Below are 12,179 nucleotides of genomic sequence, written 5' to 3'. Positions count from 1 at the left end.
ATGCGATGGAAGGCATGGTTAAGACGTTTTAATGGCATTGGTACAGACTACATTGAGAATTATTTAAGCTGGTTTAGGTTTATGGAAGATAACACTGAGTATTCAGATCAAACATGGATAAAAGAAGCATTATGATATGAATTTTTTATACCCACACTCAACTACAACACAGCCTTATATATACAGCAACGACTGGAGCAGATCATGGCTTCTGTATTTTTAGAATCCATCCGTGACTTTATGACAACGCGTCGTTATGCCAAGCGCACTATAGACACTTATCAATATTGGATAAAATTTTATATTTTATACCATGCTAAAAAACATCCAGCGCAATTGGCAGAGTCGGAGGTTGAGCAATTCTTATCTTATTTAAGTAATCAGCGTAATGTTGCAATGAAAACTCAGGCAACGGCTTTAAATGCTTTAGTATTTTTATACCGTCATATTATTCAGCGGCCGTTATCACTTGAGATGAATTTTAATAAATCACTCGTGCCACCTAAATTACCTGTAGTACTGACCCGTGAAGAAATGCAGCGTTTATTATTGGCAATGGATCCAAAGTATAAACTTATCGCTCAGTTACTTTACGGTAGTGGTCTACGTTTAATGGAAGCTGTAAGGCTACGGGTAAAAGATGTCGATTATGACTATGTCTCATTAATGATTTGGCAGGGCAAAGGCAATAAAAACCGCAGAGTAACATTAGCACCCGAACTACTGCCGTTGTTGCGCAGCCAAAGTCACTTGGTAAATGACTACTGGCAACGAGACAAACAAGCAACAGACTATGCCGGTGTCTGGCTTGCGAATGCACTAGCTAGAAAATACCCAGCGGCTCCTTATGAAATGAGCTGGCAATATTTGTTTCCTTCTGCCCAGTTAAGCATGGACCCAGAAAGTAAAAAGCTGCGACGCCACCATATTGATGAAACAACGGTTCGTAAAGCAATTAAGCAGGCAGCAAAGCTGGCAAAAATTCAAAAAAATGTTACCTGCCATACACTACGGCACTCGTTCGCTACCCACTTACTTGAATCCGGTGCAGATATACGCACCGTGCAAGAACAACTCGGCCATAGCGATGTTCGCACCACGCAAATTTATACGCATGTACTTAAAAGTGGTGCCAGTGGCGTAAAAAGCCCGTTGTCGCAGCTACTTTAGGTTCTTATTATCTATTGGAATATCGCGTTTGGGGAATACAAAAAACCCGATAATAATCTTATGTGGAATTGCTGCTGTTAGAAGGGTAAAAAAATAGACCGCAGAGCACTCCCTGATGGTTTAGCTAGGGATATATATCAGCTGCCTGATCAGTCTCACGAGCGAGTCACTCAACAGGACAATGCTTATTTGTAAGCTCCTTGCTTTATATGAATTTTTCTAAAACGCGGCGTCTCTTAACCCTTAATCTTTTTGTGAATCATTGTCTTAACTTTCTAATTTAAATTTTTACGCACACAAAAACGGCATTGCCAGAGCTTTCACCCCATGGGGTTATTTTTTCGTAGTCATGTTCAAACACATGTATTTCAAAATAAGGTTTTAGGGCTTCTTTTAACTGGGCAAAACTAACAGCGACCATTGGGTGCTCGTCGTGCCATACAAATGTTTCGTCTGCTGTTGCTTTATTTATACTGAGCTTTAATGACTGTTTTTCGCCACTGCCACTGTAATTCCAACCAGAGCGGAATGTGAATAGGCTGCCCGCGTTTTCAGCAGTATGCTCTACAAATGAATCGTTATCGATGTGATTTTTATCAACAACGTTAAAGCAAAATATACCACCGGCTTTTAGTGCATGGTGTACGCTTGTAATACAGTCTGTTAATTTATTAATGCCGTCGCAGTAGTGGATTGAATACAAGAAGCAGGTAATTAAATCCACTTGCTCAGGGATCACAAACTCACTCATATTCTGCAATGAAAATTGCGCTTCTGGGCAACGAATAGTTGCTCTATCTAGCATGGGTTGATTTATATCAAGCCCACTACTTTGATAACCGTAATCAATAAAATGACGAACATGTGGGCCCGTGCCGCATGCTAAATCAAGATGCGTATTTCCCTTATTACCAAAGATTTGCTGTAGCCTGTGAATAAAATAGCTTTGGGCTTGATAATCTATATCTGCGCACATTAAGTCATAGTAATCAGAAAGGTCTGTGTATAGAGCGTTCGCGGACATATCAGCCTAGTGGTTTGGAGTAGAGTATTTTAAGTCGCGCATAATAAACTAATTATCACCATTAACGAAGCAGATATGAAAGTAAGAGGTTTGTTGGGTTTTTTTTTACTCAACCCAACGTTCAATTTAAATGGCAAACTACTTAAAGCTAACCACTGGCAACTTTACTTTAGTTTATCCCTAAATACTTATGTACTTGCACTGATAAGCGCCAGTTTTTTTCAATACAGGTTTCAATTGCCAACTTAGTTGCAGAGACTTTTTGGCTAATTGGTTGCAGGTAAACAAGCTTGGGGGTAACGCCTGTTTTTGCAAATAACTCTTCAAGCTCTACAACGTGTTTTTGCATCGCGATTGGGTGTTTTATTTCATCGGCGCGTTGCATGGCTGAAGTAAGTACGTCGTAGCCGCCACGCATATTAATTTTCGGTGATACCGTCACCCATGTTTGTGCTGGGGCTAAAATCTCAAAAGTGCCGCTGGTTTCTATTTGTGTGCTGTAGCCGTTAGCATGAAGTAATTCGCACACCGGGTTTAAGTCGTACATGCATGGCTCACCGCCGGTGATCACTACATGCTTGGCACGATAAGCACGATCGACAAACAAGTTAAATATTTGCTCAGCTGATGCGTCCGCCCAGTGATCTGAATCAGCCTTTTTCTCAACCGTGTCGTCCAGTGATACTTTATACACATTATCAACTTCCCACGTTTGCTTAGTGTCACACCAAGCGCAACCTACGGGGCAGCCTTGTAAACGTAAAAATATTGAAGGCGTGCCGGTAAAGCTCGCTTCGCCTTGAATGGTTTCAAATATTTCATTAATTTTGTACAAAAGAGTCTCACTCACTACTTGGCATTAATTACGAGCATAAACATAGTTTAAAAAATCAAAAAACACGGTCGAAAATTGTTATTTATGCCCCAGCCGTGTAGTATATCGCGCCCTGATATAAACCTCTATTAAAACTAAGAGCAAAACAGTTATGACGCAAAAAGTAGTTGTGATTTACTCCGGCGGTATGGATTCATTTACCGTATTAAATAAAGCCCTGCAGCAAGGCCGCGAGGTATATGCCCTGTCATTTGACTATGGTCAGCGTCATGTAAAAGAGCTTAAAGTTGCAGCCAGTGTTTGTGAAAAGCTTGGCGTACCGCATAAGATAGTTGATATTTCTGCGATCAATCAGTTAATTGGTGGCTCATCGTTAACTGATGATATTGATGTCCCAGAAGGCCACTACGAAGCCGAAAACATGAAAAGCACCATAGTGCCTAATCGCAACATGATTTTGCTGTCACTGGCTGTGGGTTACGCTGTATCACTCAAAGCAAGCCAAGTGTATTACGGTGCTCACTCTGGGGATCATGCTATTTACCCAGATTGCCGTCCTGAATTTGTGCAAAAGATGGATGATTTATGTCGTATTGCTAATTACGACGCGGTGGAAATTTTCAGTCCGTATTTAAATGACACCAAAATTGATATTCTTACTGATGGTTTAAAAATGGGCTTGGACTACAGCCAAACGTGGACTTGCTATAATGGCCGTGAAAAAGCCTGTGGTAAATGTGGTGCCTGCCAAGAGCGCTTAGAGGCATTTAGCCTTAATAACATTACCGATCCAATCGAGTACGAATAACCCACATTAAAAAAGGCTATCATCGCGATAGCCTTTTTATTATTAACTGAGATAAGTTTACAGCCAACGTTTTACCCGAGACTTGTAATCGCTGTACCCTTGACCAAATATTTTTAATAGAGCCCGCTCCTCTGGAATAATTTGAAACCAAGTTAAGTAACAAATAAAGCCCAGCACACACAATAACGCCCACAGTGATGTTAACCACACTCCCCAACCTGCCAGTATAAAAGCAAAACCAACATACATTGGATTACGTGAAATTTTGTACACACCCGTGGTAACCAGTGCTGACGCTTGATCTGGTTTACTTGGGTTTACAGTGGTTTTTGCTAAGCGAAAACTAACCACCCCAGCAATACAAAAAATACAGCCTGTGGTGAGTAAAATAACCGCAACATAAAAAATAAATGTGGTGAAGTCAATCACACTGTAGTGGGCAATTACCGCCATCAGCACAGTAAAAAAAAGCACTATAATAATCGGAGGAATTTTATTATTTAGCATAGTAACTCACTGTCGTTGTTAAAATTAGTTAATGCTGCAATTAAACACTCATCACACTGTATCACTGATGAATATACCGCAGAGGGTCATGTTGATACAAATAAAGTTACAATTGTCAGCTTCATCATTTGCGCATTCTGGTTATACTTTACACACTATATAAAATAATAAGGAATACACCATGTCAGGAACTACTATGGTAGTCATGATCGTATTTATCTCTGTTGGGTTTGGGGTAATGTACGATATGTATAAAAAACATTTAGAGTTTAAACACCGTACACTCACCGATAACAAAGAGTCGAATAATCAAATTGCTGCTGTTACTACTGAAATGCTTGCGTTAAAAGAGCGTGTACAAACATTAGAAGCTATCGTGACTGATCCTAGTTACAGCGTAAAACAAGAAATCAATAAACTGTAAATTTGCCGCGTTTAAAGCGCTTGCAAGTAATCTGGATATAAATGCGCGTTTTCTGGCTGCTCAATTCCATGAGCGGCTAAAAAACCACAGATCACTTGCCCGCACCCTTGTGGAGCACGAGAGCTGTCAATTTCAAAATTTAATTGATCGGCATGTTGTTTGCCAAGCTCGCATAATTGCAACGCATGCTGCGAACGCAACACAATACTCAATGCCCCGATTTGCTCTACATTAACGTTTTTACTAAAGCGCGCAAAACCTGCATATTTAAATTGCTCATTCACATAATCATTACTGATCGCTACCAACGCGGTCATCAAGCCATGCAAAAAAGCATTTGCAGATGTATCTGCGGCTAAAAAAATCACTGTTTTTGCGTTAAATTCGCTTAACTGACAGTCAGTACAATTGAGTCGCAGAGTGTAAAGTATGTGCTCATCGGCAATTTTTTGTTGTGCAATTAAAGTCAGTGCGGCTCCAGCAAATAAACATCTAGCAAGTAACTTTATGACACTTTGCGGTTGATGATCAGCAGCCATGGTTAATTGCGGGTTTTGTGCTAATAAAGGTAAATCATGATGGTTATTAAACGGCGTGCTGCTGCCCTGCTCACTATTGAGTTGAAATAGTTCTCTTACTTCGTGTTCACGGGCTATTTTTAACGCTAAAAAAGCGGTTTGGATCAATTCCGAGGTAGGTAAGTTTTCTTCCACAAACCAGCGCCGGCCAAATAATAACTTTTTTGCCTTGGTGCTGCGATAATTATCTGGACTAAGAATGGCCACTTGTAAATAAATTTGCTCATTCTGTTTTGCGGCGAGCACCCGAAAGTGAGTTGAAAACTCAATTTTATCAAGGGTTTCGTTCACGCTTTCGAGGGTATGTTGATAACGTAAAAAATGTTGCGGCACTACCCAGCTCGCGTTACTCAATTGCACGATGGGTGCATAAGCAATTGGCTGCTCACAATTATATAGCAGCTCATTATGAGTATATTTGACTGATGTAAAGTGGTTATTTTTATCTGACATAACTAAACCAAGTAAACTCGCTAACACAAAGCGCTGAAGATGAGTTATTTACGCTGTAACGCTAGTCGATAGATCACAGTGCTGCGTTTAATTTAGCGATATTTTTTGATAATCATCGAGCACATGTTGAAAATATGTACGGTCTTTGTTCAACATCCGAGTATAGTGCGCAACTAATTGTTGCAGATACAATTCGTGCATTTGCTCAGCATTGTCCCACATCTGACTACCAGTAACACTCAACGCAGTATTACTGGTAAAACTTAGCTGTATCACTTCGTAAAAACGGTTGTTTTCTTGCACCAGTTGTTCTTTGATAAGTCCTAAACCTAACGCCTGTAAACCTTGTCGTAAGGTATAGGTATGATGCACCGGACAAACAATAAAACTGAGTTGTTCACGAAGCTTTTCAGGGCAATTAGCAACCATTTTTTGTACTAGCCTCAGCAGTAATTCTCCACCGACTCCGGCGATAATGATCAGCTGTTTGGCTGATGGCTGCAGCTCAATTGTAGCTACATCCTGACATAATACTTGCCATTGGCAAGCTGCTTGCTGATCACTAAAACGCGTAAGCGTGTGTTCAAGCTCGTCCATTAACGTAGGCACTATATCAACAAAGTTTATTTGCTTGGCGGCTGCCCGCTTTAAAAGCGCCATACCAAGCAAACCGTGGTCACAACAACAGTCCCAAATTACATCATACGGCGCGCAGATCAACGAATCGATTGCACTGAGGCGGCTACTTAGTTTCATTTAAAGCTAAACTTGAGCCGTTTTATAGATCAATGCTTTTAAGCTACGGTCGCTATCAACATCAACAAAACCATGGGTCGGCGCTAGGCGCTCTACAAATTCAATCGCACCTTGAGTGTGTTCGTCTATCAGCGCTTTAAATGACGCTTCACTTAGCTCTGGACTGTTAGCACATAACAGCAATTGAGTATGCTCATTGAGCAGTTCAGGTAAGCGGCGCAGCACTTTTTGATAATCTTTAGTTAAAATGAAACTGCCTTTTTGAAAGCTTGGCGGATCAACAATAATTAAATCAAAAGGGCCAGCCTTTTTAAGTTTACCAAACGACTTTAATATATCGTGCGGTAAAAAGCTCACACTGCGGTCAAAGCCATTAAGTTGATGATTTTGCTTACCGGTGCGCAGTACCCCTTTATTCATATCCATGTTGATCACACTATCGGCACCGCCACGCATTGCAGCAACCGAAAACCCACAGGTATATGAAAATAAATTCAATACCTTAGCGTGTTTACTATGGACTTGCACAAACTCCCGACCACGGCGCATATCAGGGAATATACCGGTATTTTGACGGCTCATTAAATCCACTAAAAACTCACTGTCACCTTCTTTAACACTATGCGGGCTCGGTAGTTGACCAAATAACAGTTTATTTTCAGTTTGTTGTCCGGCGCGTTGTTGAAATACCAACGAGGTGATTAATTCTTTAGCGTGTTGTTGTGCCCATTGCCAAAGCTGCTCACTTAATTGCATTAGCGTTTGTGCGTCAACTTCGTCGTAAGACACTAAAAATAAACACGGAGGGTAAAAGTCGATATTTAGATGACTCAAATGCTCGGTAGTGTGACCGCGGCCATGAAACACACGACAAAGTTCATTGTCTGCTAAGGGCGCACTTTCAAGTGCTGTAATAAGGGGCGTAAAATTATGCATTTTTAATTAACTGTTGTTGTAATTCATGGATTTCATCACGAACGGATGCGGCTTTTTCAAATTCTAAATCACTAGCGTATGCATGCATTTTGGTTTCGAGTTGCTTAATTTGCACTGCGATCTCTTTTGCACTGAGCACTTGCTTACTTTGTTTTCGGATCAGCTGTAAATTATCTTGTGGGCCGGCTCGCTCACCAACATCCATAATGTCAGTAATTTTCTTCAATAAGGCTTGTGGTTCAAGGCCATGCTTAATATTGTAAGCGTGTTGAATATCGCGGCGACGCTGAGTCTCATCAATAGCTTTGGCCATTGATTTAGTGACTCGATCACCGTATAAAATTGCCCGACCATTTAAGTGACGAGCCGCACGACCAATGGTTTGAATTAATGCGCGAGCTGAACGTAAAAAGCCCTCTTTATCAGCATCGAGTATTGCAACTAGCGATACTTCTGGCATATCTAAACCTTCACGCAGTAAGTTAATACCCACTAACACATCAAACACCCCAGCGCGAAAATCACGAATAATTTCGACCCGTTCAACGGTATCGATATCCGAATGCAAGTAACGCACTTTTACATCATGTTCAGATAAGTAATCCGTTAAATCTTCAGCCATGCGCTTAGTAAGTGTGGTTACTAGCACGCGTTCATCAATTGCTACGCGTTTATATATCTCTGACAATAAGTCATCAACTTGAGTTGCCACTGGGCGTACTTCAATTTGTGGATCGAGTAATCCTGTGGGGCGAATAACCTGCTCGGCAATATCATCTCCACAACGTTCAAGTTCAAAATCACCCGGGGTTGCTGATACATAAATTGTTTGCGGTGCTATGGCTTCAAATTCTTCAAAGCGCAGTGGCCGGTTATCCATCGCCGACGGCATACGAAAACCGTATTCCACGAGATTTTCTTTACGGCTACGATCGCCTTTATACATAGCGCCGATTTGCGATACCGTAACGTGAGATTCGTCAATAATCATTAACGCATCTTCAGGAAGATAATCAAGCAAGGTTGGCGGTGGATCGCCCGGCGTGCGACCAGATAAATATCGGCTGTAGTTTTCGATGCCAGAGCAATAACCAAGCTCGGTCATCATTTCAATATCGTATTGTGTACGTTGTGCCACGCGTTGCTCTTCGACCAGTTTATTAGCACTGAGTAACTGCGCACGACGGTCTTTTAATTCAGCTTTAATATGCTCAACCGCATCAAGAATTTTATCTCTGGGTGTCACATAGTGCGTTTTAGGATAGATAGTTGCGCGGACTATGTGTTTTTCAACCGCGCCGGTAAGCGGGTCAAAAATACTTAGCCGTTCTATTTCGTCATCAAACATTTCTACACGCACTGCAAAAGTGTCTGACTCAGCAGGGAATATATCCACAACTTCACCGCGAACCCGATACGTACCGCGGCTAAAATCAATATCATTTCGCGTATATTGAATTTCAGCTAGTCGGCGCAGCATATCGCGTTGATCAACTTTTTCGCCCACTTTTAACAACAGCATCATCTTCATGTATGATTTTGGATCGCCCAAACCATATATGGCTGATACTGATGCCACTATAATTGTATCCCTACGCTCTAATAGCGCTTTGGTAGCACTTAGGCGCATCTGCTCTATGTGTTCGTTTATCGAGGCATCTTTTTCAATAAAGGTATCGCTTGCAACAACATACGCTTCTGGCTGATAGTAATCATAATACGAAACAAAATATTCAACCGCGTTGTGCGGAAAAAACTCTTTCATTTCGCCATATAACTGCGCTGCTAAGGTTTTATTATGCGCCATAATGATCGTTGGGCGATTCAAATCATTGATAATATTAGCCATGGTAAATGTTTTACCAGTACCTGTTGCCCCTAATAATGTTTGATGAGCAAGTCCGGCTTCTAACCCTTCACATAACTGCGCAATCGCGGTGGGTTGATCCCCCGCAGGTTTAAATTTAGATACCAGTTGAAAATGGTCGCTCATGCTTGGCACTCCTGTACAGCTTGGTTACTGATCATATTCAGCTCTTTGATAAACCATTTATAAGCTATTATTGCAGTAAATAAATTACCCAGCGCTGCGCCGATCAGCAAGCCTGGTAAACCGGCATATAAATTACCGACATAAGCAAATGGAATATAAAAAATAAATAATCGGATCACACTTAGAATTAATGCATTCATTGGTTTGTGTAAGGCATTGAACGATGAATTAGACAAAATAATTATCCCTTGCAAACCGTAACTTAACGGCAAGGTAAAAATAAATAATTTGATCACATCGATAACCATCTGCTCTTTACCAAACAACTCACTGATCACTCCTGAAAATGCAATGAGCAGTAAATAAATAATAAACTGCCAAATCATCACAAATTTTAATGTTGTGGTGTACGCCTCTTTAACACGGTTAAGTTTACCAGCACCAAAGTTTTGACTAATAAACGGCGGTAACGTCATCGATAAAGCTAACACTACCAAACTGGCAATTGATTCAATACGACTGCCTACGCCAAAAGCAGCAACAGCCTCAGGTCCATGATGAGCAACCATGGCAATCATCACCGCCATTGCAACTGGTGTTAACATATTTGCACCTGCTGCTGGCAAACCAATTTTAAGAATTTTTCGAATAGAGCTTAATGGGGTTTGGTTATTTGCATTTAGGCTCAGCAAGCCTTTTTTTACTGCTAGCAAATATAAAATAATGACAACGGCTACCGACCATGCGATGACGCTGGCAATCGCAGCGCCTTTAATGCCAAATGCAGGAATTGGCCCAAAGCCAAAAATCAATACTGGGTCGAGTACGGCATTGATAAGCCCCGCTCCACCCATCACTATGCTAGGTGTTTTGGTGTCACCGCTGGCACGTAACACTGAGTTACCAACCATAGGGGTAATTAGAAATACACTGCCTAAAAACCACACACTCATATACTCATGGATCAGCGGCAACACTTGCTCCCCTGCTCCCAGCAATTTAAATATCGGGGAAATAAACAGATAACCAAATAGCGATAAACATACCACCATCACCACTGCAATTAATAATGCGATGCTGGCATCAAAGCGTGCTTCTTCAATATTATTACTACCCAATGCCTTGGCAATAACCGCTGACGTACCGATACCCAAACCAATAGCTAGGCTGATCACGGTAAAGGTTACCGGAAAAGTAAAACTGACAGCAGCTAATGGCTCAGTTCCCAATAAGCTAATAAAAAATGTATCGACAATATTGAACATCATTAACGTGATCATGCCGAAAATCATCGGCACAGTCATTTTCTTCAAGGTCGGTACTATTGGATCGTTTAATAAATCGGGAGCTGAGTTGCTCTGCAAAGTTGCGCGCATGGGAATAAATAAACCTCTTTTATTAAGCGTGGTATTTTAAAGCATCAGGGCTTTTCAAGCCACGCATTTATCAAGTGATTATAAATTGATTACAAAAACGCCTAAAAAACCATAGAAAAGTGTTCTTTTTACGTGTTTAGCGACGATTTCACTTCGAACCTCTACTAAAAACAATAAAAATACATTTTTATAACCTTTATCACAAAAACATCGCGACTGGTGCTGCATTTTTACACAAAAATTGCGCTAATCGAATCGTTACGAATAAATTTACTCATCAACGAAGCTCTTTTCAGCTTATTTTTTCAAGTCATTGTTTTAAAATGAGATAAAAAAACTGTTTTAAATGCTTGATATCCTCACAGTGCCCTAAAAATATGGCTCTGCCAACGTTCTTAAAGTTTCATAAACAGAGTTATCCACAGAAACCGTGGATAACTCTTGCAAAGCCACGTTAATAAAGGCGTGCAAAGGGACGGCTTAAACACGCTAACGGCAATGTTGGCAAATACTAACTTTAGACAATTTGAGTTAAATAGCTCATAAAACATACTTAACCCCTGTACCAATGACCTGTCACATTTATTTAAACGCCCATTCAATATGAAAAAATAAATATAACTAAATGAAATAAAACAATATATATATATTTCCTTGCTATTCTCATGGGTATTAAGTCGCTAAACTAAGGGTTCAGATCTGTATGTCATTTTTTTCTCGGCATTTTTCGTTAACGACTAATTAAATGCATAAGTAAATTTAATTATTGCGAATTTGCGCTTTTATTAGCTAACGTTAAAAAAGTACATTTCATAAATTTATTCGTACAAAACTAGATAAATGATCACTTTTATAATTTGTCTGGCGGTTAACTTGTTTGTTTTTTAGTCGTTGAAAACCGAGATTTTATCACGCGTCTCGATTTACACGGCTTAAATGAAGAGAAAAAAAGCCACAAAACAGCCAGATCGAACATAAAAACATCGAACAGACTGCTTTTTTTTGTTTATCCGGTTTTATGTGTTGACACTTTGCAGCGCGGTCATTAATATTTCGCCCCGTTGAAAGGCACATACGCTTCCCCCTTAGCTCAGTTGGTTAGAGCGACGGACTGTTAATCCGCAGGTCCCCCGTTCGAGTCGGGGAGGGGGAGCCAGTCTTTTCAGCCATAAACGATTCCCCCTTAGCTCAGTTGGTTAGAGCGACGGACTGTTAATCCGCAGGTCCCCCGTTCGAGTCGGGGAGGGGGAGCCAAATCTTAGAAAATTTATGTATCGTAGCTCCCCCTTAGCTCAGTTGGTTAGAGCGACGGATTGTCA

General features: G+C 40.7%; 11 protein-coding genes and 2 tRNA genes. 5 read left to right on the top strand and 8 right to left on the bottom strand.

The window, feature by feature from the left end; translation table 11 throughout:
• The first annotated feature begins 204 nt into the window (after positions 1 to 204).
• The gene (locus tag H5187_RS21800; RefSeq protein ID WP_182794754.1) at positions 205 to 1,170 is read left to right on the top strand and encodes an integron integrase; all 966 of its coding nucleotides are present in this window, start codon (positions 205 to 207) and stop codon (positions 1,168 to 1,170) included.
• Between the two features lie 280 nt (positions 1,171 to 1,450).
• Here the strand turns inward: H5187_RS21800 and H5187_RS21795 are convergent, their stop codons facing one another.
• Together H5187_RS21795 and queE are read right to left on the bottom strand one after the other, a co-directional pair.
• Positions 1,451 to 2,194, bottom strand: coding sequence for a class I SAM-dependent methyltransferase (locus H5187_RS21795; protein WP_145240747.1), 744 nt, complete (start codon positions 2,192 to 2,194; stop codon positions 1,451 to 1,453).
• A gap of 169 nt (positions 2,195 to 2,363) precedes the next feature.
• Complete coding sequence (gene queE / locus H5187_RS21790) at positions 2,364 to 3,029, bottom strand: 7-carboxy-7-deazaguanine synthase QueE (protein WP_145240771.1); 666 nt, start codon at positions 3,027 to 3,029, stop codon at positions 2,364 to 2,366.
• A 127-nt stretch (positions 3,030 to 3,156) separates the two neighbouring features.
• On the opposite strand from queE, the gene queC reads away from it, so the two are divergent.
• A complete protein-coding gene (gene queC, locus H5187_RS21785; RefSeq protein ID WP_257326361.1) occupies positions 3,157 to 3,837 on the top strand; it encodes a 7-cyano-7-deazaguanine synthase QueC in 681 nt (226 codons plus the stop codon).
• Positions 3,838 to 3,894: 57 nt separating this feature from the next.
• Here the strand turns inward: queC and H5187_RS21780 are convergent, their stop codons facing one another.
• Entirely contained in the window at positions 3,895 to 4,344 is a 450-nt protein-coding gene (locus H5187_RS21780; protein WP_182784632.1) for an isoprenylcysteine carboxylmethyltransferase family protein, read from the bottom strand.
• A gap of 181 nt (positions 4,345 to 4,525) precedes the next feature.
• On the opposite strand from H5187_RS21780, the gene H5187_RS21775 reads away from it, so the two are divergent.
• Positions 4,526 to 4,768: a hypothetical protein gene (locus H5187_RS21775; protein ID WP_182740220.1), complete on the top strand. Its 243-nt coding sequence runs from the start codon at positions 4,526 to 4,528 to the stop codon at positions 4,766 to 4,768.
• Positions 4,769 to 4,779: 11 nt separating this feature from the next.
• Here the strand turns inward: H5187_RS21775 and H5187_RS21770 are convergent, their stop codons facing one another.
• The 5 genes from H5187_RS21770 to H5187_RS21750 form a co-directional block, all read right to left on the bottom strand.
• A complete protein-coding gene (locus H5187_RS21770; protein WP_182719350.1) occupies positions 4,780 to 5,799 on the bottom strand; it encodes a hypothetical protein in 1,020 nt (339 codons plus the stop codon).
• Positions 5,800 to 5,886: 87 nt separating this feature from the next.
• Positions 5,887 to 6,555, bottom strand: a complete 669-nt coding sequence (locus tag H5187_RS21765; RefSeq protein WP_145240737.1) for a tRNA (adenine(22)-N(1))-methyltransferase TrmK — start codon at positions 6,553 to 6,555, stop codon at positions 5,887 to 5,889.
• A gap of 6 nt (positions 6,556 to 6,561) precedes the next feature.
• On the bottom strand, positions 6,562 to 7,491 hold the full coding sequence (locus H5187_RS21760; RefSeq protein ID WP_182798360.1) for a class I SAM-dependent methyltransferase: 930 nt from the start codon (positions 7,489 to 7,491) through the stop codon (positions 6,562 to 6,564).
• Complete coding sequence (gene uvrB / locus H5187_RS21755) at positions 7,484 to 9,484, bottom strand: excinuclease ABC subunit UvrB (RefSeq protein ID WP_145240732.1); 2,001 nt, start codon at positions 9,482 to 9,484, stop codon at positions 7,484 to 7,486. Before uvrB ends, H5187_RS21760 begins: the two co-directional genes overlap by 8 nt.
• Positions 9,481 to 10,860: an MATE family efflux transporter gene (locus H5187_RS21750; RefSeq protein WP_145240731.1), complete on the bottom strand. Its 1,380-nt coding sequence runs from the start codon at positions 10,858 to 10,860 to the stop codon at positions 9,481 to 9,483. The genes uvrB and H5187_RS21750 overlap by 4 nt, the downstream gene beginning before the upstream one ends.
• Before the next feature lie 1,079 nt (positions 10,861 to 11,939).
• Between H5187_RS21750 and H5187_RS21745 the strand changes: the two genes are divergently transcribed.
• Positions 11,940 to 12,016 (top strand) — tRNA-Asn (locus H5187_RS21745).
• 21 nt (positions 12,017 to 12,037) lie between these two features.
• A tRNA-Asn gene (locus H5187_RS21740) sits at positions 12,038 to 12,114 on the top strand.
• Positions 12,115 to 12,179: the final 65 nt, after the last annotated feature.

The sequence above is a fragment of the Pseudoalteromonas sp. SG44-1 genome, from assembly GCF_014164315.1.
Taxonomy (GTDB): Bacteria; Pseudomonadota; Gammaproteobacteria; order Enterobacterales; family Alteromonadaceae; genus Pseudoalteromonas; species Pseudoalteromonas rhizosphaerae.
This window is presented reverse-complemented; position numbering and strand designations above follow the sequence as displayed.